This window comes from Glycomyces sp. NPDC050141, from assembly GCF_055586545.1.
Window position 1 is genome coordinate 1 of record NZ_JBVJHZ010000003.1, and the last position, 21,220, is coordinate 21,220.

Genomic DNA, 21,220 nt, shown 5'->3' on the forward strand with positions numbered 1-21,220 from the left:
CCCCCCCCCCCCCCCCCCCCCCCCCCCCCCCCCCCCCCCCCCCCCCCCCCCCCCCCCCCCCCCCCCCCCCCCCCCCCCCCCCCCCCCCCCGCTTTTCTAGGCCTTGACCTGGGTCTTCAGTCGCAGGTCGGCGACGTTCCGGCCCGCCGCGACGGTCCAGGTGCCCTCGATCGTCTGCCAGGCGCGGGTCGTCTCATTCCAGTATTGGAACGAGCGTTCTTCCAGGGGGATGACCACGTCGACGGTTTCCCCTGGCTCCGCTTCGATGGCTTCGAAGCCTGCCAGGCGGTGGGTTTCCACTCCGCCTTCGATGTCCGCCTCGGGGGTCAGGTAGACCTGGACCACTTCGCGGCCCTGCACGCCGCCGCTGTTGCGGACCTTGACCTTGACCTGGTCGCCTTCGACACTGATTTCCTCGTACTCCCACTCGGTGTAGGAGAGGCCGTGCCCGAACCAGTACGCGGGCTCGTGGCCGTCGCGCTGCTCCCAGGCGCGGTAGCCGATGAAGATGCCTTCGTCGTAGCGGAGCTCACCGTTCTCGGGCACGACCTGGACGACCGGCGCGTCTTCGAGGCGCCTCGGCCAGGTCGTGGTGAGGCGGCCGCCCGGTTCGGCGCCGAGGAGGACGTCGGCGAGCGCGTGGCCGCCCTCCTGGCCGGGGAACCAGGTCAGGAGGATCGCGGCGACGTCGTCGGACCAGGGCATCTCGACGGGGGAGCCGGTGTTGACGACGACGACCGTGTTCGGGTTGGCCTCGGCGACGGCCGCGACGAGCTCGTCCTGGCGGCCCGGCAGGCGCAGGTCGCGGCGGTCGAAGCCCTCGGATTCGGTGAGGGCGGTCGTGGAGACCACGACGACCGCGACGTCGGCGGTGCGGGCGGCTTCGACGGCTTCGGCGATGAGCCGGTCCTCGTCGGGGCGGGGCCCGGTGTGCATGAGCCCGAACAGGACTGAGGGCGGGAACCCGGGCGGGAACGCGAACGGCGTGAACTCGAGCCGGACCGGGAGTTCCTGGCCCGCTTCGAGTTCGAGCACCGCCCGTTCGACGCCGGGGCCGAAGAACGCCTCGAACGGGTCGTCGGTCGCGTAGTCCTGGTCGCCGTCGAACACGACGTCGTCGCCGATCACGAGCTTGTGGCGGCCGAAGCCCCTGGTGCCGAAGACGTGCGCGCCGGTCTCGGTCACGCGGAAGACGCCTTCGAGCACGGCGTGGCTGAACTCGTCCTGCGCGAGTTCGCCCGGCAGGTAGCTCATCCATTTGACGTCGCCGCTGGCGAGCGGGTCGGCGGCGAGTTCGGTGCCGTCCTTGCGCACCGGCCGCACGTCGAGGTCGAAGTCCTTGCCCGCGGCCTGGATCTGCTCGAAGAGGTCGACGCCCTGCGCGTACTGGACGCGGTCGCCGAGGGCTTCGCGGAGGCCGTCGAGCGGGGAGACGACGCGGGCCGGGAACACGGTGGCGGAGCCGCCCCCGAGGATGCGGGCCTCTTGCGCTGCGGGGCCGATGAGGGCGAGCCGTCCGATCGCGTCGGCGCTCAGCGGCAGGACCGCCGCGGCGCCGCCTTCGGGCGCGTCGTTCTGCGCGAGCACGAAGGAGCGCTGGGCGATCTCGCGAAGCAGCCCTTCGGGGTCGGCGACCGCTTCGAGGCGCTCGTCCACTGCCGCGCGCACGCCTTCGAGGGCGCCGACGCGGGCGGCGAGGGTGAGCATGCGGCGCACCGCGTCGTCGACGTAGGTCTCGCTGGTGCGGCCGTCGCGGACGGCCGCGACGAGGTCGGCGCCGTACACGGTGAACGGTCCGGGCATCGCGAGGTCGAGCCCGGCCTCGATGCCCTCGACGGTGTGGCGGGCCGCGCCCCAGTCGGAGACGTTGAAGCCGTCGAACCCGAACTCGTCGCGCAAGGTAGCCATGAGCTCCTTGTGCGCGGTCATCGTGTGGCCGTTGACCGAGTTGTACGCGGTCATGACGCCCCACGGGCGCACGGCGGCGGTGATCATCTCGAAGGGCCGCAAGTACAGTTCGCGCAGCGCCCGCTCGCCGATGATGTTGTCCACAGTGAACCGGTCGGTTTCCGCGTCGTTCCCGACGTAGTGCTTCATCGTGGTGCCGACGCCGCACTCCTGGACCCCGGCCACATACGCCTGGGCGATGCGCCCGGTCAGGTACGGGTCCTCGCTGAACGCCTCGAAGTGGCGCCCGCCCAGCGGGGAGCGGTGCAGGTTGATGGTGGGCGCGAGCAGCACGTCGACGTCCTTGCGGCGGGACTCGGCCGCGAGGAGGTTCCCGATGCGGCGCACCAGTTCCGGGTCCCAGGAGGCCGCCTGCGCGGTCGGGCTCGGCAGGGCCAGGGACGGGTCGGCGGCGGTCCAGAAGCGGCCGCGCACGCCGATCGGGCCGTCCGAGACGGTCATCGCGCGCAGGCCCGCCTCGGGCACGGGGATCGTGCGCCACATGTCGAGCCCGGCCAGGAGGTCGGCCTTCGTCTCCAGGTCCATCTTCGCCAGGGCCGCTTCGACGGCCTCGGCGTACTCGGGTCGGTCGGCCGGGATGCTCCAGTCGCTCATGGCCCTTCCTTTCTGTGGTGTGTCATATCGGTTCGTATCAGGATTCATCGGTCACCGCACCCGCTTGACGCGCAGCACGCTCAGCGCCCCGCCGACCGCGACGCACGCGCAGGCGGCGAACAGCAGCGAGTAGTTCTCGCCGCCGCCCACGGCGAGCACGGCGGTGGCGGCGACAGGCAGGATGACCTGCGGGAACCCGTTCGCGAGGTTCGCGATGCCGAGGTCCTTCGCGGGCTCGTCGGGGTTCGGGAGGGTCTGGAAGACGAGTACGGCGTCGACGGCGGCGAACAGGCCGCCCGAGACGGTGAGCACCAGCTGCGCGGCCACGATCATCGGCAGGCTCGGCGCGAGCGCGAGCAGGATCAGGCCCGCCGCCGAGATCAGCCCGGACGCGACGAACAGCGGCCTGCGCCGCCCGATCCGGTCGGAGAGCCAGCCGCCGAACAGGGCCACGGCGGTCTGCAGCGCGTAGCTGACGAGGAAGAGCACGCCCACGACGCCGCCCGCCTCGGCCGCGCTCAGGTCGAGCCGCGCGGCGATGAAATAGACCATGTAGATCATCGGCGCGGCCCCGCCGAAGACGAGCAGGAACTTCGCGAGCCAGACCCACCCGAAGTCCGGGTGGCGGCGGGGGTTGAAGACGAAGGTGGATCCGATCGCCTTGAGCGAGAACCGCTCTCGCGGCGCCTCTACTCGCGGGTCGTTGAACGCGAGCACGAACTGCGCGGCGAGTGCGATCGCGAGCGCGCACGGGACCATGAACATCAGCAGCGTGTTCTGGGTGACGGCGGCGAGACCGGACCCGGCGAGGATGCCGCCGGTGACGGCCGCGCCGAACGCGCCCGAGACGCGGCCCTGGTCCTTCGCGGGCACCTGGTCCGGGATCGAGGCCATCGTCCCGGCGAGCGCCGCGTTGAACCCGGCCTGGGCCAGCGCCCAGCCGAAGACGAGCGCCCACACCTCGGGGACGAGCGCGATGACCGCGATCCCGGCCGTGCCGACGATGATGCCCCCGGCGATCCAGGGCCTGCGGCGGCCGAAGCGCGAGCGCGTGCGGTCCGAGAGGCGCCCCCAGAGCGGCCCGCCGAACATGCCGACGGCGGCGCCGACGCTGAGGACCATCGCGTAGACGGCCTCGTAGTCGTCTCCGGCGACTGCTTCGACGCGGATGGCGAGCGTGACGATCGAGGGGGTCATGAGCGCGGTCCACAGCCCCCAGTTGGAGAGGGCGGCGCGCACGATGAATCCGCGCGGTGCAGCGAGTTGCCTTGCGGGCGTTGGGGTCACGTCGAGCGCCATCGGGCCGCTCCTTTGCGGGGTGGGGTGTTCACCTTTCGAAGTGTGGCACACTTACCGAGTGATCGGTAGGTTTGGTTACCGAACTGTGACACTCTATGCTGGAGCACCCGACCCAGGAAGCACCCGATGCCGAGCACGCAGCACAGCACCCGCGGCCAGGCCCGCCGCGACGAGATCGTGCGGGCCGCGATCGAGGTCATCGGCGAACGCGGCTACCGGGGCGCGAGCCTCGCCGCCGTCGCCGAGAAGGTGGGCCTCACCCAGCAGGGCCTCCTCCACTACTTTCCGAGCAAGGAAGCGCTGCTCATCGGCGTGCTCACCCTGCGCGAACGCTGGGACTCCGGCGGCCGGGACGTCATCGCCGAGCCCATGACCATGGCCGCCCACCAAGGCGTGGTCGAGGCCAACGCGCACCGCGAGGCGATCGTGCGCACCTTCTCAGCGCTCCTCGGCGAATCCGTCACCGAGGACCACCCCGCCGCCGAGTTCTTCAAGCACCGCTACCGGCGCGTGCGCGAGGCCTACACCGCGAGCCTGCGCCAGGAATGGGGTGACCGGCTCCCGTCCGGACTCACCCCGGAGGAAGCCGCGCCGCTCGTCATCGCGATCATGGACGGTCTCCAGTTCCAGTGGCTCCACGAGCCCGAGTCGTTCGACATGCCCGCAGCGTTCAGGGCCTTCGTCCGGCTCCTCGATCCGAAAGCGGCCGAATGACCCTGCCTGCCCTCGAAGCCCTGGCCTGCCCGAACTGCGCGCAGCCGCTCGCCCAGGCCGACCGGCGCCTGTCCTGCCCCGACGGGCACTCGTTCGACCTCGCCAAGCAGGGCTACGCGCCGCTGCTCGCGCCCGGCTCGAACACCACGACAGGCGACACGGCCGAGCAGATCGCCAACCGCGAGGACTTCCTCGACTCGGGCGTCTACGACCGGCTCATGGCCGCCGTAGCCAGCGCATCGGTGACCGACGCTCCGGGCGTGATCATCGAACCCGGTTGCGGCACAGGGCACTACCTCGCCGCCGCGCTCGCGGCCGACCCGTCCCGCGACGGGATCGGACTCGACACCTCGAAGTACGCGCTGCGCCGCTGCGCCAAGCGCGTCATTCCGGAAAGCGAACCGCGACGAGACGCCGGAACTCAAGGGCGCCTCGCCGCGGTGCTCGCCGACGCGTGGCAGCGGCTGCCAGTACGCGACGGCGCCGCCGCCGCGGTCCTCAACGTCTTCGCCCCCCGCAACGCCGACGAGATCGCGCGCGTACTCCACCCACGAGGAGCACTCGTGGTCCTCACCCCCCGGCAGGACCACCTGCGCGAACTCGTCGACGCCTTGGACTTGCTGAGCGTCGACCCCGCGAAACCGCAGCGGACCGCCGACCAGCTCGGGACCCTCTTCGAGGCCGAGCGGACCGACGAGATCACCTATGCGATCGGTCTGGGACACAACGAGGTCCTGCGGCTCGTCGGGATGGGCCCGAGCGCCCGGCACACCGACGCCGACTCGCTCGTCGCGGCCGTCGCCGCACTGCCCGAGCGGATCGACGTCACCGTCTCCGCGGAAGTGACCCGGTGGCGCAAGAAGCACTGACGGAACTCGATCTTCCCTGCGCCCTTCCCTGCGCCACCGGGAGCCCCCCGGCTGAACCCGTGCCCGGTTCGAGCACTTGTCCTCGTTTGTGTTGACCAGTACGGTACGAACCATCACCCCTAACCGGCTGGAGATGAGATCAGTGTTCGATCAGAAACGCGCGGCGCGGCGCGGCCTGGCACTCGGCGCTGCCGGGCTGCTCGCCCTTGCAGGCTGCGGCACCGGCGAAGCCGAAGCTCAGGACGAGGTCACGGCTACTGACGCGCCCGGCGTCGAGGCCCTGAAAGTCGAGGTCATCGAGACCTACGACCACGACGCCGGCTCCTTCACGCAGGGCCTCCAGCTTGCCGAGCACCCCCAGTACGGCCAGGTCCTGTATGAAAGCGCTGGCCTCTACGGCGAATCCGACGTGCGCATCACCGACCCCGGCACCGGCGAAGTGCTCGCGACCCAGGACCTCCCGGCCGAGCATTTCGCCGAAGGCCTCACCCTCACCGACACCGACATCTGGCAGATCACCTGGCAAGAGCACACGGCCCACCGCCGCGACCCGGTCACGCTCGACATCGTCGAGTCCGTCTCGTACGAAGGCGAGGGCTGGGGCATCTGCTATGACGGCGAACAGCTGGTCATGAGCGACGGGTCCTCCACACTCACGTTCCGCGACCCCAAGACCTTCGAGGAGACCGGCACGATCGACGTCACCCTCGAAGGCGAACCCGTCACCCAGATCAACGAGCTCGAATGCGTTGACGGCCAAGTCTGGGCCAACCTCTGGCAGACCGACCAGATCGTCCGCATCGACCCCGCCACCGGCGAAGTCGGCGCCGTCGTCGACGCCGCCGGTCTCCTCCCCGAAGAGGACTCGGCCGGAGCCGATGTGCTCAACGGCATCGCCGCAGCCGAAGAAGAAGGCACCTTCTACGTCACCGGCAAACTCTGGCCCAAACTCTTCCTCGTCCGGTTCACCCCGGCCTGAGGACACCCGCGGTACCGCAGGCGGTACCGCTGAAGCGGGGGTTGACGGGATCGTCTAAAGCGCTTGCGGCCCATAGATTCTGGGGCATGCGAAAGAAGATGATCCCTGCCGCCGCGGCGGCCCTCGGCCTCGTCGGCGTCCTCGCCGCGGCCCAGCCCGCCGCCGCCCGCACCCACGAGACCGACACCGACCGCCTCGAAGCGCAGCTGGAGGCGTTCGCCGAACTCGCGGGCGGCTCCGTCCTCGTCGAAGTCGAGCATGGCGACGAGACCTGGACCGAAGCCGCCGGAGTCCGCAGCCTCGCCGAGGACGCCGCCCCGGCGCGCCCGGGCGACCAGGTCCGCATCGGCAGCGTCACCAAATCGATGACCGCCGCCGTCGTACTCCAGCTCGAAGGCGAAGGCTTCCTCGACCTCGACGACCCGATCGGCGACTACCTGCCCGGACTCCTTCCCTACGAAGCGGACCCGACCGTCCGCCAGCTCCTCCAGCACACCAGCGGCGTCCCCGAATGGCTCAGGCTCGCCTATCCCGGCCTCGGCCGCGGCGACTTCACCGAGCTGTACGCCGGATACCGGACCCATTACGAGCCCGAGGAGATCGTCGCCATCGCCACCGCCGAAGACCTCGATTTCGCCCCGGGCACCGACTGGTCCTACTCCAACACCGGGTACACGATCCTCGGCATGCTCATCGAGGAGCGCACCGGCGAGAGCCTGCGCCACGAACTCGAAGAGCGCGTCTTCGAGCCCGCCGACCTCGACCGCACCTACTTCCCGCGCGACGACACCTCCGGCATCCGCGGCCCGCACGCGGTCCCCTACGTCACCACCGGCGACCCTGATCGCCCCTACTTCGACACCACAGCGCTGTCCAACACGCAGACCTGGGCCGGCGGCGGTGCCATTTCCACAGTGAGCGACCTCAACGACTTCTATGAAGCCCTCGCCGACGGCACGCTCCTCACCGCCGAGCAGTTCGCCGCGGCCGCCGAGTTCATGGAGACCGGCGGGAGCTACGACTACGGGCTCGGTCTCGGCCGCGTCGAGATCGACTGCGGCACCGGCAAAGAGACCTTCTACGGCCACGAAGGCGACGGCCTCGGCCACCAGACCCAGTCCTTCCACTCCTTCGACGGCGAACGCCGCTTCACCATCTCCTGGAGCATCGACGACAAAGCAGGCTACGGCGACGAGGACGCCTTCGACCAGGCCCTGTCCGACCTGACCCGGACCGCGCTCTGCGAGCGCTAGCGCCACCCGCGACCGGCCCGGCGTCCCCACGCCGGGCCGGACGCGTGCCTCAAGAGTCCGTGAGGAACCGCGCACGCACCGTCCTGAGTGAACAGAACCGTGCGAGAGCGGGAATTGCGCGGAAGGTTCGGGTAGGCCATGATGAGGTCATGGCCATCACACCCCTGGACCGATTGCTGGAGTACAAGATGCACCTCTTGACCGACTCCGGGCAGCCCCGCGCCTACGCCACCTGGTGGCAGGACCTCACCACCGCGGCCTTCTCCGCGTGGTTCTTCGGCGGCCTCATCCTCGACGTCAACGCCCACGCCCGCGGCTGGGCCGAGTCGTTCTTCACCTGGTGGCACCTGGCCTTCTACACCGGCTTCTTCGCCACCGCCGCCTGGATCGCCTGGATGATCGTCCGCGCGCACCGCGCCGACGGCCGCACCGGCATGGCCGCCGTCCCCCACGGCTACGGCCCCGCGGTCGTCGGCGTCCCGCTCTTCCTCGTCTCCGGCATCGCCGACATGATCTGGCACGAAGTGCTCGGCGTCGAGACGAACCTCGCGATCCTCTTCAGCCCTTCGCACCTGACGCTCGCGGCGGGCGGCATCCTCATCGTCGCCGCGCCCCTGCTCTCGGCCTGGCGCCGCGCCGCCCTCAACGCCGAACCCGAGCCGATCCCGCTCGAGGCCCGCATGGCCGCGCCCGCGCTCTCCCTCGGCTACATCACGACCGCGCTCGTGCTCTTCCTCGCCTACCTCGTGCCGCACACGAACTCGCCGGTCGCGGTCGCCGCCGCCCTCCAGGGCCCGAACGTCTTCGAGGGCTTCCCGGTGGCGGGCATCGTGTTCACCACGGTGCTGGTGCTCGCGCTGGCGGTGCAGATGACCGGCCGGTTCCGGCTCCCGCTGGGGTTCTTCACCGTGGCGTTCGCGTACCCGGCGGTCATGGCCGGCGCGTACGCGGGCTTCGAGTACGGCGGGTACGTCTGGATCTTCCTGCTCTCGGGCGCGTGGCTGGACTTCCTGATCTGGCTGGTCCGGCCCGAACTGCGCCGCCGCCGCGACCTGCTCGTGCTCGCCGGGGCCTGGGCGGTGCCGATCTGGGCCGCGTTCCTCATCGCCACCGGCGCGGCCACGGGCGTGTGGCCCGCCGCCGAGATCGGTTTGGGCGCACCCATTGTCGCCGCTGTGGTCGGCAGCCTGTTCATGCTCGTGATCCAGCCCGAGCGGCGCGACTACGTGCCGCCGGTCCCGGTCGAGCCGTCGCCGTTCGACGACGTGATCGCCCGCGCGAAGGCCATGACCGCCAACAAGCCCGCAGAATAAGCGACGGCCCCGGCATCGCGCCGGGGCCGAAACGCTTACTTCTTTAGCGCCGCAAGGCTCTTCGTGAGCAGGTCTTCGGCGATGAGCGCCGTGCTCGTGCCCTTCGTGCGGCACGCGTACGCGCCCGAGACGCGGCCCGCGTCGATGGCCTCGGCGGTGCCCGCGCCCTTGCGCCGCGCCCACAGGAGGCCCGAGACGAACGCGTCGCCCGCGCCGTTGGAGTCCACGGGCTGCCAAGCGGCCCATTCGGGGTCGACCGCGCCGAGCTCGGCGACCGGGTCGATCGCGTCGTAGCGTTCGAGGGCGCCGCCGCGCTCCATGACGTACCCGCCGTGCTCGCCGTCGGTGGCGATGACCAGTTCGGCCCGGCCGTTGTCGGTGATCCAGCGCAGCACTTTCTCCGGCTCGGCGAGCTTCGCGGCCGAGAGGGTCACGAGGTCGGCGCGCAGCGCGTACTCCTTGTGGTGCTCGGCCTCGCCGTCCCAGGCGTGCAGGTCGGTCGAGACCGGCACGTCCTCGGGGATCGCGTTCAGCATGTCCCGGTTGATGTTCGTGATGGAGACGTGCACCTGCTTCGCCTCGGCCAGGTGCGGGGCGTAGAACTCGGCGGGCAGGCGCAGGTCGGCGGGGTGGCGGCCGTCGTAGAAGGAGTAGCGGCGCCCGCCCGCGTCGACGAGGTTGACCGAGCGCGGGGTCCCGTTGGGGGAGATGAGGTGCCGGAAGTCGAGGCCGTGCTGCTCGTAGTGGCGCAGGACCAGCTTGCCCTGCTCGTCGTCGCCGATGAAGTCGAGGAAGCGGGTGGCGAGCCCGAGGTGGAGGCAGCCGAGCGCGACGCCGTTCCCGGTGTGCGCCACGTAGTCGTAGATCGGTTCGACGCCGAGCGAGTCGCCGTCGCCGATCGCGATCTCGGGGACGCGGACGATGGTGTCGACGCCGACGCCGCCGACGACCAGGATGTCGAGCATAAGATTGCTCCCTTTGCAAGAAATTGCAGTATGTTCCGGAACGTATTGCAGGCATCGACCTTAAGTCGATGCCTGCGAACGGTCAAGCCCGATTGCCTATTGAACCGCGACTTTCCCGCGCCGGATCGCGTAGGCGAGCGTCGCCGCGCCGAGCGCCGGGCCCCACAGCCAGAACGGGAAGTCCAGGAAGGCGAGGGTCATGGCGCCGTTGCGAAGTCCGAGCGTCGCCATCGGCACCGCCATGAACGTGAACATCGCGGCCATGATCGCGCCAGGGACGATCGCGACCATCGGCGGCACCGGGCGGCCCTTGACCGCGAACATCCAGAACGGCCAGCGCTCGCCCCACTGCTGGGTCAGGCCGAGGCAGAGGATGCCGCCGCCGAGGGCGCCGGTCCCGAGGAGCAGGCCCCAGATGCGGATCTCGATCGGCATGTCGCCCATGGGGCCGCTGCTGAACATCGGCCACGGGGTCAGCCAGGTCATGCGCACCAGGCCGTAGGGGAGCGAGCAGGCGAACGCGGTCCAGGCCGCGACCCGGCCCCACTTCGCGGCCTTCTCAGGGGTCAGCCATGCGGGCGCGGTGCCGTTCTCGCGGCGCTGCAGGAGCGACTGGAGCGTCAGTGCGGCCCAGATCGCGCCGCCCGCGACCGTCCAGAGCTGGGTGAGCATGTAGGCGCCGACGGCGGCGGTCTTGGTGCCGAGGCCCTGCACGAACTCGCCGACGGCGGCGTAGTCGACGACGCCCGTGACACCGACTCCGATGAGGACGGCCGCGATCGCGGCGGCCGTGATGGTCTTCGCGGCCGTCCCCCGGGCCAGCAGGACCGGGACGACGACGGCGGCGAACGGCAGCAGGAACGCGACGAGGTACCCGGCGAACGAGATCGGCGTGATCGTGGTGAGCAGCATGCCGAACACGACGGTGTAGAGCGCGGTGAGCGGCCACAGCTTCGGTTTGGTGCGGGCGATGAGCAGCCCGCCGAGCCCGGCGGCGACGAGCGCGGCCGGGGCGATCCACTCGGGCACCCCTGCGGGGAGCGGGATCGTGGGGTCGTGGAGGTCGTACGAGTACGGACCCCCTTCAGGGTCGAGCAGCTGCCACAGGCCGATCGGGAGGGCCAGCAGCGACCAGAGGAAGGCGGCGAGCGCGGTCGCCCTTGCGAAGCGGGTGGGCCGCACCTGCGGCGTTTGCGTTGTCATGACTACAGATTCGCGGTTTCCCGGGCCCGTTCCCTCCCGCGAGCGGGCGAACCGCCTCCCTCTCGCGGGGGAACCGTCCGGGGGAGGCCGCGGGGCGCGGACTTCGCGCAGACGCAACACCGTCGACCTGCGATTGCAATACCCGTACGAGAAGGTCACGGACTCATCACAAACAGGATGGGGTGTGGTTACGGCAGCTGTCATCGCCACTCTGACTGCCATAGGGTGTAACTCGGATCACGCAAACCTCCAATCTCTAGCTGCGTGTCCTCTCGAACAAAACCTAGGAGCAACCATGTCTCGCTTTCCCCGAGCACTGCTGGCAGTCGCCACAGCGGGTATCACAGCGCTCTCGCTCACCGCGTGCGGCGAAGGTTCCGACAACAGCACTGACTGCGAAAGCGACGCCTTGAAGATCGGCACGATCCTGCCGCAGACCGGCTCGCTGGCGTTCCTCGGCCCGCCTGAGTTCGCGGGTGTCGACCTCGCCATCAAGGAGATCAACGAAGCGGGCGGCGTCCTCGGCTGCGACGCCTCGGTCATCCACCAGGACTCCGGCGACACCACCTCGCCCATCGCCAGCGAATCGGCGGACGCGCTCATCCGCCAGGGCGTCCACACCGTCATCGGCGCCGCCTCCTCCAGCGTGTCGCTCAGCTTCATCGACAAGCTCTACCAGGAGGGGATCGTCCAGATCTCCCCGGCGAACACCTCGCCCGAGTTCACGACCTACGCCAACGGCGACTACTACTTCCGCACGGCGCCCTCGGACGTCCTGCAGGGCCGCGTCCTCGCCGACACGCTGATCCAGGACGGCCACGAGAAGATCGTCATCCTGGCGCTCCAGGACTCCTACGGCACCGGCCTCGCCACCTCCGTGGAGGAGAACTTCACCGAGTTCGGCGGTGAAGTGATCGACACGATCATCTACGACCCGGCCGCCACCGAGTTCTCCGCCGAGGCCGGCCAGGTCGCCGACTCCGGCGCCGACGCCGTCGTCCTCATCACCTTCAACGAGATCGTGAACCTCGCCCCGGCCCTCGCCGAGGAGAACATGAGCGCCCAGGACCTCGGCTGGTACTTCGTCGACGGCAACCTCTCCAACTACGGCGACCAGTTCCCCGAGGGCTTCCTGGAGGGCGCCAAGGGCACCTACCCGGGCGCCGACACCGCCGGCATCCAGGACCGCCTCCTCGAGGTCGACCCCGAGCTGACCGACTTCACCTACGGCCCCGAGTCCTACGACGCCACCGTGCTCGCGGCCCTCGCCGCGATCCAGGGCGGCAAGATCGACTCCGAGACCATCAAGGACAACCTGATCGACGTCAGCCGCGAAGGCACCAAGTGCAACGGCTTCACCGAGTGCGCCGGGCTCCTCGAAGACGGCGAGGACATCGACTACGAGGGCTACTCCGGCCCCATCGAGTTCTCCGCTGAAGGCGACGTCTCCGCCGCGACCATCGGCATCTTCCAGTACCAGGCCGACAACACCTTCGTGAACCTCGAATACCGCTTCGGCGACCTCGAAGCATAAGCACCACACCGGAAACGGCGATGCCCCTCGGGACCACAGGACCCGAGGGGCATCGCCTTTATCCGTGTTCTAGCGAGCCTTCCCGAGGGTTCCCAGGTACAGCTCGACCACCTTCGGATCGTCGATGAGGCTCGCACCCGGACCGGTGTAGGCACTGCGGCCCTGGTCCAGGACGTAACCCCGGTCGCAGATCTGGAGGCACCGCCGAGCGTTCTGCTCGACCATCACCACCGTGACACCCGTCTGGTTGATCTGCTTGGTATTGAAGAACACCTCGTCCTGCATCGCCGGGGACAGCCCCGCCGACGGCTCGTCGAGCAGCAGCACCGAAGGCTCCATCATGAGCGCCCGGCCCATCGCCACCATCTGCCGCTCCCCGCCCGAGAGCGAGCCCGCACGCTGCGAGCGCCGCTCCCCGAGGATCGGGAACAGGTCCGTCACGAACCCGAACCGCTCCCTGAACGCCTTGGGCCGCAAGAATACCCCCATCTCGAGGTTCTCCTCCACCGTGAGCGTCGGGAACACGTTGTTCGTCTGCGGCACGAAGCCCACGCCCAGCGGCACCAGCTGGTGCGCCTTCCGGTTCGTGATCTCCTCGCCCCGCAGCGTCACCGTGCCCGAGGTGATGCCCACGAGCCCGAACATGGCCTTCAGCAGCGTCGACTTCCCGGCCCCGTTCGGGCCGATGATGCCGACCAGCTCGCCTTCCTTCGCGTACAGGTCGGTGCCGTTCAGGATCGACACGCCCGGCAGGTACCCGGCCTGGACCTCGTCGACACGCAGCAGCGCGTCCCCCGAGGCCGCCAGGTGCCCCTCGCGCGAGCACACCTCCGTGTCCGACTCCGGCGTGTCCTCAAGCGGCACGCCCGTCGGGCCGATACCGGCCTCAGTCTCGTTGTCGCTCATGTCGTCTCCTAACGCTGGGCCGCGTCGTGGTGGGCGCCCAGGTACGCGTCGATGACCCGCCGGTCCGCCGAGATCTGGTCCGGCGTCCCCTCGGTGATCAACTGCCCGGCCGCCATCACCGCGACCCAGTCCGCGATCTCGTGCACCATGTCCATGTCGTGCTCCACGAACAGGACCGTCATCCCGTCCTCGCGCAGGTCCTTGATGTGCTCCAGCAGCGACTGCTTCAGCGCCGGGTTCACCCCGGCCATCGGCTCGTCGAGCATGACCATCTTCGGATCGAGCATGAGCGCCCGCGCCATCTCCAGGAGCTTGCGCTGGCCGCCCGAGAGCTCCCCGGCGTAGTCGTCGCGCTTGTCGACGAGCTTGAACCGCTCCAGGAGCTCCATAGCCTTCGCCCGGTTCGCGGCCTCCTGCGACTTCCATAGCGGCGGGATCAATCCCGCCCAGAACTTCTCGCCCAGCTGGTCGGCCGCGCCGATGAGCATGTTGTCCATGACCGTCATGCGCGTGAGCGCCTTCGTCAGCTGGAACGTGCGGACCATGCCCGCCCGCGCCACCTGGTACGAGCGCATCCGGTCCGCGCGGCGGCCGTCGAACACCCACTCGCCCTTGCTCGGCCGGTCGAAACCGGTGAGCAGGTTGAAGAACGTGGTCTTGCCCGCGCCGTTCGGCCCGATGAGGGCCGTGATCGTGCCCCGCTGGATCTCCAGGTGCTCCACGTCGACGGCCACGAGGCCGCCGAACGCCCGGCGCACGCCGGTCGCGTTCAGGATCGCGTCCTGCTTCGGCGCACCGGGTTCGGGCGGCACCTCCGCGAGGGACGCGCGCGCGGCCGCGATACCGGCCCTGACGGACTGCTCGGGCTGCTCGCCCTTGTCGTTATCGGACATCGAGCATCAGCTCCCTTCGGTTGCCGAGGATGCCCTGCGGCCGGAAGATCAGCAGCAGGACCATGCCGAGGCCCAGCAGGAAGAACACGAGCGGCCCCACCTGCGTCTGGCTCAGCGCGTCCGGCGAGATCGCGCCCGACGTGATCGCCTGGCTCAGGCCCTGCGCGAGGACGTTGTACAGGAACCAGAACAGCGCCGCCCCGAGCACGGGCCCGAACAGCCGGGCCGCGCCGCCGAGGATCAGGACCACGTAGAAGTAGAACGTGAAGTCCGTCGAGAACGTGTCGGGCTGGACGTTCGCGCGGCTGAACGCGAACACGAACCCCGCCACCGCACCGATGAGACCGCCGATGACCAGCGCCTGCATCTTGTACGAGAACACGTTCTTGCCCAGGCTCCGCACCGCTTCCTCGTCCTCGCGGATGCCCTTCAGCACACGCCCCCAAGGGCTGTGCACGAGCAGGCCGAGGACCACCAGGAACACCGCGATGAGCGCCCAGCCCACCGTCATGACCCACAGGTCGCGGCTGGAGTACTGGAGGTCGAACAGTCCGAAGTCGACGAACAGGCGGCCGCTCTCCATGGAGACGAACCCGAACGACCACGTCGCGTCGGCCGGGTACGGGCTCAACGCGAAGAACGGGTCCGAGAACTCGCGCAGACCGTCCGAGCCGCCCGTCGTGTCCGACCACACCGTGGCCCGGAACAGCCGCCGCACGATCTCGGCCGCGGCGATCGTCACGATCGCCAGATAGTCCGCCCGAAGACGCAGCGTAGGAATACCCATCAAGAGCGCCAAGACAACAGCGGCGCCCAATCCGATCGCGATGCCCCACCAGAACGGCAGGCCGAACGACGCCACCGACAGCGCGAGGCCGTACGCCCCGACCGCCGCGAACGCGGCCTGGCCGAAGTTGAGCAGGCCCGTGTAGCCGAACTGCAGGTTGAGGCCGATGGCGCCGAGCGCGTACACGACCATGGTGGGCCCGATGGCCTGCGTGAGCGCCTGGCTGAAGACGAAGTGCCAATCCATTTCGCTCTCCTAGCCGATTCGCTCGCGGCGGCCCAGGATGCCCTGCGGCCGGGTGAGCATGATGATGATGAGGACGGCCAGCGCGCCGACGTACTTCAGCTCGGGCGCGACCACCAGGGTCGACATCTGCACGAACACGCCGATGAGCATGGCGCCGACGAACGCGCCGAACGCGGTACCGAGCCCGCCGAGAACGACCGCGGCGAACACCAGGAGCAGCAGGTGCTGGCCCATGTCGAACTTGACGCCGTCGCTGATCGACAGGAACACGCCCGACATCGCGGCGAGCGCGCCGCCGATCGTCCACACCAGGCGCACGACCTGGTTCACGTCGATGCCCGTGGAAGAGGCGAGCGACGGGTTGTCGGCGACGGCCCGGGTGGCCTTGCCGAGCCGCGTGTAAACCAACCCGATGCCCACGGCAATACAGACGACCAGCGCGATCGAGCCGGTGATGACCTCCTTGGGGGTGACCACGAGCCACCCGAAGTCCCAGGGCTGCTGGCCCACGTACTCGTTGTAGCGCTGGCGTTCGCCGCCGACGAAGAACAGGATCGCGTTGCGGATGAGCAGGGCCACGCCGATGGAGATGATCATCATCGAGACGAGGCCGGTGCCGCGCCTGCGCAGCCGCGACCACAGGCCCCAGTCCTGGAACCAGCCGAAGGCGGCGCCGAGGATGACGGCGGCGATGGCCGCGATCCATACGGGCAGGCCGAAGGTGATGTTGAACAGGAGGGCCATGACCCCGCCGAAGGTGACGAGGTCGCCGTGGGCGAAGTTGGTGAGTCCGGTCGTGCCGAACACCATGGAGAGGCCGACGGCCGCGAGGGCGATCATGAGTCCGAAGTGGAGACCTGAAACAAGGAGGCTGACCGCGCGGGTCGCGCCGCCCTCGTCCTCGATCTCGCCGAGGTTCTCGCCGTTCTCCGCTGTATCGGCGCCGGTGCTCGACTCGCCTTCTCCGGGCGCTTCACTGGCGTCGCCGCCGGAGGACGGCTCGTCCCCGCCGGGGTCGCCGCCGACGACCTGCACGTCGAGCGGGAACAGGACGGTCCGGTCGGAGTTGATGTCGACTTCCAGCGACGGTTTGCCGTTGCGCACGACCAGCCCGTCGGGGAGCGTGGACTCGTCGAGGGTGACGACGTAGGCCCCGCCGGTCTCGAGCGGGACGGCCCAGGTGCCGTCCTCGGCGCTCTGGACCGTGGCGACCTCGGTCCCGGCCGCATCGGTCACGGTGATCGAGACCCCGGCGACCGGTTCGTCCTGCTGGTTCTCCAGCGTGCCGTGGACGCCGAAGGCGTCCTGGGCGGTGGCGCTGCTGTTCACCCCCAACCCCAGCAACAGGCCGGCGAACGCAGCCGACAGCAACAACACTGCACGTCTCAAAGGGCCCCCTCGGGAGGTTTGGGCTTCGGAACCCGCGCGTCGTGGATTGTTCGAGAAACACGAAACGACAGGAGTGAGTCGGATCTTATGGAGACCTGCACAACAACCGCATCGGTCGTTATCGAACCGTTGCAATTGTGGCCCAGATGTTACCGGCGGGCAGCTTCGCTCCCCCCGGTTGTTCCCTACGCCCGTTGCGGCCGCATTCGCGGCCGATGACGTTCCTGCGAAGATCCCCGGCCCCGCCGCCATCCCCTCCGGACACCATGCGGCCACGCGGTGTGAGAGGATATTGCCCGCTCGGGGCAGTAGCTCAGCTGGTTAGAGCAGGGGACTCATAATCCCTGGGTCGCGGGTTCAAGTCCTGCCTGCCCTACAGGGCCCGAAGGCCCCGCCGCAGGCGGGGCCTTCCTCTTCCTTCTATGTCCGCCAGCCGAACCGCGCTACACGGGCCACAACGAGGCCCCGGACCGCCTCCATCGCGTCCCTCGCCCGCAGGCCCTCAACACGTCGGGGCGGGCTTGTGGAGGTGTACGAGTTCGATGCCGGGCCTGCCCGGGGAGCGGTGGGATTCGGTGTAGCCGAGCCGCCGGTACAGGCGCAGGTTCGGTTCGCTCTTCGCGCCGGTGAAGAGGGCGAAGCGTTCGGTTCCTTCGGCCCCAAGGACTTCGAGGGCCGCGATCAGACCTGACCCGATGCCTCGGCCCTGCTGGTCCGGTGCGACCGCGATTCGTCCGAGATGGAGGGTGCCGTTCTCCTGGCGTGCCCGGCCCGTGCCGACGATGCGGCCGTGCAGGACCGCCTTCAGGAAGTGCACTTCGGCGATCTGGACCCTGATCTCCTCCAGCGTCTCCGTGAGGGGCGGCAGGAACGGGTCGCCGTAGAGCTGGGCCTCGCTTGCGTACGCGCCACGCGAGAGGGTCAGGATCTCTCCCGCATCGGCAGGCTCGGCGGGGGCGATGAAGGGTTCGTCCATGGCGGGAGCCTAGATGCGGCCCGGCCCGGGGGACAAGCGGAATCCCACCGGGCCGGGCCGAAGTTCCTACCAGGGGACCGTGGCGTCTGCGTGGTAGTCGAGGCCTTCTTGGAAGAAGCCTCCGTTGGGGCCGTCTTCGGGGAGGATCGCGAGGTCTACGGCGACCTTCGCGGAGAGTTCGGGGGCTCGCCAGCCTCGGTTCTCGTTCAGGTCGGTCTTGGTGAAGCCCGGGGTCATCGCGTTGATCTTGATCGGGGTCTCCTTCAGCTCGATCGCGTAGGAGATGGTGAGCATGTTCAGGGCCGACTTCGAGGCGCCGTACGCGCCCACCTGCATGCCCGCGAAGGGCTGGCTCGGGTCGGTCATGAAGGCGAAGGAACCGACCTCGCTGGAGACGTTCACGATCCGGCCCGCTTCCGACATGCGGATCAGGGGGAGGAACGCGTTCGTCACCGAGACGACGCCGATCACGTTCGTCTCGAACACCTTGCGGGTCGTCTCCGTGGTGAGCTCGCTGGTGTTCCAGTCGCCGTCGGCGAGGGCGACCCCCGCGTTGTTCACGAGGGCGTCGAGGCGGCCGAACTCGCTCTCGACCCGCTTCGCGGCGGCGGTGACCAGGGCCGCGTCGGTGACGTCGAGGTGGAGGAAGCGGGCATCCAGGCCTTCCTCACGGAGCTGGGCCGCGGCCTGCTCGCCGCGTTCCTCCGAGCGGGCGCCGACGAACACGGTGTAGCCGTGCTTGCCAAGGGCGCGGGCGATGTGGAAGCCGATGCCCTTGTTGGCGCCGGTGACGATTGCGGTCTTGGTGGTGTTGTTCTCGGTCATGCCTAGAAGCCTGCGCTCGATTGCGGGCCTTGCAAAGAGGACCGTTTATGGTGGTACCGGCTGTACCTGGTTGCGGGCGGCGATCCGGTGCAGGATTGACGGCATGGACCGCCAGCAGCTCGCCGACTTCCTCAAGACCCGCCGCGCCGCGCTCAAGCCGCGCGATGTCGGCCTGCCCGAAGGGGCCCGGCGCCGTACGCCGGGACTTCGCCGTCAGGAAGTCGCGCAGCTCGCCGGGATCTCCGTGGAGTACTACATCCGGCTGGAGCAGGCACGCGGGCCGAAGCCGTCGCGGCAGGTACTCGGGGCGCTGGCGCGGGCGCTGATGCTCGTCCACGACGAGCGCGCGCACCTGTACCACCTCGCCGACGAGCGGCCCGACACGAGCGCCGCCGTCCGCGAGGTGCCGCCGACCGTCCGGAACCTCCTGGCCGGGCTCGACGACTTCCCGGCCTATGCTGTCAACGCCGCGTACGACATGGTCGCGTGGAACGCGGTGGCCGACCGGCTCATGGGCTGGCTCTCGCAGTTGGCCCCCGATCAGCGGAACATGCTGCGCACCACCTTCACCGGTCCGCACGTAGCCGAGTCGATGGCCGACCCGTACTCGGCCGCGTTCCTGCGGGAGTGCGTGGCGGACCTGCGCGCGTCGCTCGCCCGCGATCCCGGGGATGCGGTGCTGCGGGCGCTCGTGGAGGAGCTGCTGCGGGCGAGTCCGGAGTTCGGCGAGGTGTGGTCCAACCACGAGGTCGGGGTGCGGACGGTCCAGACCAAGCGGGTCGTGCACGAGGAGTACGGGCCGCTCGAGTTCGACTGCCAGGTGATGATGGTGCCCGGTAGCTGCTACCGGGTGATCTTCTATGTGCCGCAGCCGGGTTCGCGGACCGCTGCGGTGTTCGCGGAGATGGCAGCATTGACGCCGGTCACTGCGGCAATCCCCGGTTCACCGATGTAACCCGGCGGCGACGGACATCACGCGTAGATTTCACCTCCAGGTCTTTTACTCCGCAGGCGAGTGTATTTATGATTAGTGCAGAGGCGCGAGCCTCTCGATCTTGAACAGCGACCGGTTCGGCAAGGAAGCACCCGGTGACAGCCTCAGCGTCATCACCCGCCCCACTTCCTTCCCGGAGCTGCTCTCATGCGCATGCCCCTGTTCGCCATGTCAATCGGTGCGTTCGGCATCGGCACCGCCGAGTTCGTCATCATGGGCATCCTGCCCCAGGTCGCCGCCTCCTCGGGCGTCTCGCTCGCCGAGGCCGGCCTCGCCGTTTCCGCCTACGCCATCGGCGTGGTCCTCGGCGCCCCACTGCTCACGGTCGCCACCACCCGCGTCCCCCGCAAGCCGCTGCTCATCGCCCTGATGGCGTGGTTCGCGGTCGCCAACCTCGTCACCGCCCTGGCCCCCGACTTCGGGACCCTGCTCGCCTCCCGGTTCTTCGCCGGGCTCCCGCACGGCGCCTTCTTCGGCGCGGCCGCGGTGGTCGGCGCGAGCCTGGTCTCCTACGAGCGGCGCGCCCGCGCGATCTCGGGGATCATGTCCGGCCTCACGGTCGCCACGATCATCGGCGTTCCCGTGAGCGCCTTGCTCATCGGCCAGTTCTCCTGGCGCTGGATCTTCGCCGCCGTCGCCGCGCTCGGCCTGGTGGCCGCCGCCGCGATCTGGGCCACGGTGCCTGACACCCGCGGGGTCATCGTGCCCACCAAGGCCTCCGACGAGATCCGGGCGATCCGCTCCAAGCGCGTCCTGCTCCCGCTCATCACCGGCGCGATCGGCTTCGGCGGCATGTTCGCGGCCTACACCTACCTGACGCCGATCCTCGAAGACGTCACCGGCCTCGGCACGGTCGCGGTCGCGATCACCCTCGCGGTGTTCGGCATCGGCCTGACCGCCGGGAACGTCGTCGGCGGCCACGTCGCCGACCGCGCCCCGATCCAGGGCCTGTTCGCCTCGTTCACCACCATCGCCGCCGTGCTGCTGATGATGTACTTCACGATGTCGAACCCGGTCCTGGCGATCGCGGGCGTGTTCCTGATGGCGCTCTCGTCCTCGCTGGTCGGCCCGATCATGCAGCGCCTGCTGCTGGACGGCGCCCACGCCGCCCCGTCGCTCGCCTCCTCCCTGCACCACGCGGCCTTCAACCTCGCCAACGCGAACGGCGCCTGGCTCGGCGGCCTGGCCCTCTCGGCCGGGCTGAGCCTGACCGCGCCGATCCTCGTTGGCGTGGTGCTGGCGCTGGCCGGTCTCGCCCTCTCGGTACCGCTCGCCCGGGCCCACGCCGAGGCCGAGCCGGTGGCCGTGGTCCCGAGCCACATGACCACCGCCGAACTCGCCCGGGCCTCCTAGGCCCGATCGAACGCGCCCGGCCCCGAGCCGGTCGCCCCGACCACCGACCGCCGCCCCGGCCACCGCCGGGGCGGCGTTTTCGTGCCCGGATTAACAAGAGCCGTAACGGAAGTCGCAACGGATTCGTTCGCGAGCCGTGGTGACGGTAGGCATCGTCGTT

The 21,220-nt window shown here is 69.5% G+C and carries 18 protein-coding genes and 1 tRNA gene; 9 read left to right on the forward strand and 10 right to left on the reverse strand.

Going from position 1 to position 21,220, the window contains the following annotated elements; genetic code table 11:
- Positions 1–96 precede the first annotated feature (96 nt).
- On the reverse strand, positions 97–2,562 hold the full coding sequence (locus ACZ60M_RS02300; RefSeq protein ID WP_465413866.1) for a glycoside hydrolase family 3 protein: 2,466 nt from the start codon (positions 2,560–2,562) through the stop codon (positions 97–99).
- A gap of 51 nt (positions 2,563–2,613) precedes the next feature.
- Positions 2,614–3,861: an MFS transporter gene (locus ACZ60M_RS02305; RefSeq protein WP_465413871.1), complete on the reverse strand. Its 1,248-nt coding sequence runs from the start codon at positions 3,859–3,861 to the stop codon at positions 2,614–2,616.
- 126 nt (positions 3,862–3,987) lie between these two features.
- On the opposite strand from ACZ60M_RS02305, the gene ACZ60M_RS02310 reads away from it, so the two are divergent.
- The 5 genes from ACZ60M_RS02310 (at position 3,988) to ACZ60M_RS02330 (ending at position 8,989) form a co-directional block, all read left to right on the forward strand.
- A complete protein-coding gene (locus ACZ60M_RS02310; protein ID WP_465413872.1) occupies positions 3,988–4,575 on the forward strand; it encodes a TetR/AcrR family transcriptional regulator in 588 nt (195 codons plus the stop codon).
- Positions 4,572–5,444, forward strand: coding sequence for a putative RNA methyltransferase (locus ACZ60M_RS02315; RefSeq protein WP_465413873.1), 873 nt, complete (start codon positions 4,572–4,574; stop codon positions 5,442–5,444). Before ACZ60M_RS02310 ends, ACZ60M_RS02315 begins: the two co-directional genes overlap by 4 nt.
- Positions 5,445–5,577: 133 nt before the next feature.
- Positions 5,578–6,423 carry a glutaminyl-peptide cyclotransferase gene (locus ACZ60M_RS02320; protein WP_465413875.1) on the forward strand — a complete coding sequence of 282 codons (846 nt, stop codon included), beginning with the start codon at positions 5,578–5,580 and terminating at the stop codon, positions 6,421–6,423.
- An 86-nt stretch (positions 6,424–6,509) separates the two neighbouring features.
- Positions 6,510–7,676 (forward strand): serine hydrolase domain-containing protein, encoded by a 1,167-nt coding sequence (locus ACZ60M_RS02325; RefSeq protein ID WP_465413877.1) that lies wholly within the window; start codon positions 6,510–6,512, stop codon positions 7,674–7,676.
- A 149-nt stretch (positions 7,677–7,825) separates the two neighbouring features.
- The gene (locus ACZ60M_RS02330; protein ID WP_465413879.1) at positions 7,826–8,989 is read left to right on the forward strand and encodes a hypothetical protein; all 1,164 of its coding nucleotides are present in this window, start codon (positions 7,826–7,828) and stop codon (positions 8,987–8,989) included.
- A gap of 35 nt (positions 8,990–9,024) precedes the next feature.
- Here the strand turns inward: ACZ60M_RS02330 and ACZ60M_RS02335 are convergent, their stop codons facing one another.
- Together ACZ60M_RS02335 and ACZ60M_RS02340 are read right to left on the reverse strand one after the other, a co-directional pair.
- Complete coding sequence (locus ACZ60M_RS02335; protein ID WP_465413881.1) at positions 9,025–9,954, reverse strand: carbohydrate kinase family protein; 930 nt, start codon at positions 9,952–9,954, stop codon at positions 9,025–9,027.
- A gap of 96 nt (positions 9,955–10,050) precedes the next feature.
- Positions 10,051–11,157 (reverse strand): hypothetical protein, encoded by a 1,107-nt coding sequence (locus ACZ60M_RS02340; RefSeq protein ID WP_465413883.1) that lies wholly within the window; start codon positions 11,155–11,157, stop codon positions 10,051–10,053.
- Between the two features lie 295 nt (positions 11,158–11,452).
- On the opposite strand from ACZ60M_RS02340, the gene ACZ60M_RS02345 reads away from it, so the two are divergent.
- Positions 11,453–12,691, forward strand: a complete 1,239-nt coding sequence (locus ACZ60M_RS02345) for an ABC transporter substrate-binding protein (RefSeq protein ID WP_465413885.1) — start codon at positions 11,453–11,455, stop codon at positions 12,689–12,691.
- Positions 12,692–12,760: 69 nt separating this feature from the next.
- Here the strand turns inward: ACZ60M_RS02345 and ACZ60M_RS02350 are convergent, their stop codons facing one another.
- Genes ACZ60M_RS02350 through ACZ60M_RS02365 form a run of 4 tightly spaced genes read right to left on the reverse strand, consistent with a single transcriptional unit; the run spans position 12,761 to position 16,852 of the window.
- The gene (locus ACZ60M_RS02350; RefSeq protein WP_465413887.1) at positions 12,761–13,597 is read right to left on the reverse strand and encodes an ABC transporter ATP-binding protein; all 837 of its coding nucleotides are present in this window, start codon (positions 13,595–13,597) and stop codon (positions 12,761–12,763) included.
- A gap of 8 nt (positions 13,598–13,605) precedes the next feature.
- Complete coding sequence (locus ACZ60M_RS02355) at positions 13,606–14,490, reverse strand: ABC transporter ATP-binding protein (protein WP_465413889.1); 885 nt, start codon at positions 14,488–14,490, stop codon at positions 13,606–13,608.
- The gene (locus ACZ60M_RS02360; RefSeq protein WP_465413890.1) at positions 14,480–15,523 is read right to left on the reverse strand and encodes a branched-chain amino acid ABC transporter permease; all 1,044 of its coding nucleotides are present in this window, start codon (positions 15,521–15,523) and stop codon (positions 14,480–14,482) included. The genes ACZ60M_RS02355 and ACZ60M_RS02360 overlap by 11 nt, the downstream gene beginning before the upstream one ends.
- Before the next feature lie 9 nt (positions 15,524–15,532).
- The gene (locus tag ACZ60M_RS02365) at positions 15,533–16,852 is read right to left on the reverse strand and encodes a branched-chain amino acid ABC transporter permease (RefSeq protein ID WP_465413892.1); all 1,320 of its coding nucleotides are present in this window, start codon (positions 16,850–16,852) and stop codon (positions 15,533–15,535) included.
- Positions 16,853–17,214: 362 nt separating this feature from the next.
- On the opposite strand from ACZ60M_RS02365, the gene ACZ60M_RS02370 reads away from it, so the two are divergent.
- Positions 17,215–17,288 (forward strand) — tRNA-Ile (locus tag ACZ60M_RS02370).
- 126 nt (positions 17,289–17,414) lie between these two features.
- Here the strand turns inward: ACZ60M_RS02370 and ACZ60M_RS02375 are convergent.
- Both ACZ60M_RS02375 and ACZ60M_RS02380 read right to left on the reverse strand, forming a co-directional pair.
- The gene (locus ACZ60M_RS02375; protein ID WP_465413893.1) at positions 17,415–17,888 is read right to left on the reverse strand and encodes a GNAT family N-acetyltransferase; all 474 of its coding nucleotides are present in this window, start codon (positions 17,886–17,888) and stop codon (positions 17,415–17,417) included.
- 66 nt (positions 17,889–17,954) lie between these two features.
- Positions 17,955–18,713, reverse strand: a complete 759-nt coding sequence (locus tag ACZ60M_RS02380; protein ID WP_465413895.1) for an SDR family oxidoreductase — start codon at positions 18,711–18,713, stop codon at positions 17,955–17,957.
- 103 nt (positions 18,714–18,816) lie between these two features.
- Between ACZ60M_RS02380 and ACZ60M_RS02385 the strand changes: the two genes are divergently transcribed.
- Positions 18,817–19,668, forward strand: a complete 852-nt coding sequence (locus ACZ60M_RS02385; protein ID WP_465413897.1) for a helix-turn-helix transcriptional regulator — start codon at positions 18,817–18,819, stop codon at positions 19,666–19,668.
- A 186-nt stretch (positions 19,669–19,854) separates the two neighbouring features.
- Positions 19,855–21,060, forward strand: a complete 1,206-nt coding sequence (locus ACZ60M_RS02390; protein WP_465413899.1) for an MFS transporter — start codon at positions 19,855–19,857, stop codon at positions 21,058–21,060.
- Positions 21,061–21,220 lie beyond the last annotated feature (160 nt).

Bases quoted from the DNA above. Each gene is read 5' to 3' on its own strand.
- ACZ60M_RS02320 (WP_465413875.1), top strand. From the start codon at position 5,578: ATGAGATCAGTGTTCGATCAGAAACGCGCGGCGCGGCGCGGCCTGGCA.
- ACZ60M_RS02375 (WP_465413893.1), bottom strand. From the start codon at position 17,888: ATGGACGAACCCTTCATCGCCCCCGCCGAGCCTGCCGATGCGGGAGAG.
- ACZ60M_RS02355 (WP_465413889.1), bottom strand. From the start codon at position 14,490: ATGTCCGATAACGACAAGGGCGAGCAGCCCGAGCAGTCCGTCAGGGCC.
- ACZ60M_RS02350 (WP_465413887.1), bottom strand. From the start codon at position 13,597: ATGAGCGACAACGAGACTGAGGCCGGTATCGGCCCGACGGGCGTGCCG.
- ACZ60M_RS02305 (WP_465413871.1), bottom strand. From the start codon at position 3,861: ATGGCGCTCGACGTGACCCCAACGCCCGCAAGGCAACTCGCTGCACCG.
- ACZ60M_RS02335 (WP_465413881.1), bottom strand. From the start codon at position 9,954: ATGCTCGACATCCTGGTCGTCGGCGGCGTCGGCGTCGACACCATCGTC.
- ACZ60M_RS02300 (WP_465413866.1), bottom strand. From the start codon at position 2,562: ATGAGCGACTGGAGCATCCCGGCCGACCGACCCGAGTACGCCGAGGCC.
- ACZ60M_RS02325 (WP_465413877.1), top strand. From the start codon at position 6,510: ATGCGAAAGAAGATGATCCCTGCCGCCGCGGCGGCCCTCGGCCTCGTC.
- ACZ60M_RS02345 (WP_465413885.1), top strand. From the start codon at position 11,453: ATGTCTCGCTTTCCCCGAGCACTGCTGGCAGTCGCCACAGCGGGTATC.
- ACZ60M_RS02390 (WP_465413899.1), top strand. From the start codon at position 19,855: ATGCGCATGCCCCTGTTCGCCATGTCAATCGGTGCGTTCGGCATCGGC.
- ACZ60M_RS02340 (WP_465413883.1), bottom strand. From the start codon at position 11,157: ATGACAACGCAAACGCCGCAGGTGCGGCCCACCCGCTTCGCAAGGGCG.
- ACZ60M_RS02360 (WP_465413890.1), bottom strand. From the start codon at position 15,523: ATGGATTGGCACTTCGTCTTCAGCCAGGCGCTCACGCAGGCCATCGGG.
- ACZ60M_RS02385 (WP_465413897.1), top strand. From the start codon at position 18,817: ATGGACCGCCAGCAGCTCGCCGACTTCCTCAAGACCCGCCGCGCCGCG.
- ACZ60M_RS02380 (WP_465413895.1), bottom strand. From the start codon at position 18,713: ATGACCGAGAACAACACCACCAAGACCGCAATCGTCACCGGCGCCAAC.
- ACZ60M_RS02310 (WP_465413872.1), top strand. From the start codon at position 3,988: ATGCCGAGCACGCAGCACAGCACCCGCGGCCAGGCCCGCCGCGACGAG.
- ACZ60M_RS02315 (WP_465413873.1), top strand. From the start codon at position 4,572: ATGACCCTGCCTGCCCTCGAAGCCCTGGCCTGCCCGAACTGCGCGCAG.
- ACZ60M_RS02330 (WP_465413879.1), top strand. From the start codon at position 7,826: ATGGCCATCACACCCCTGGACCGATTGCTGGAGTACAAGATGCACCTC.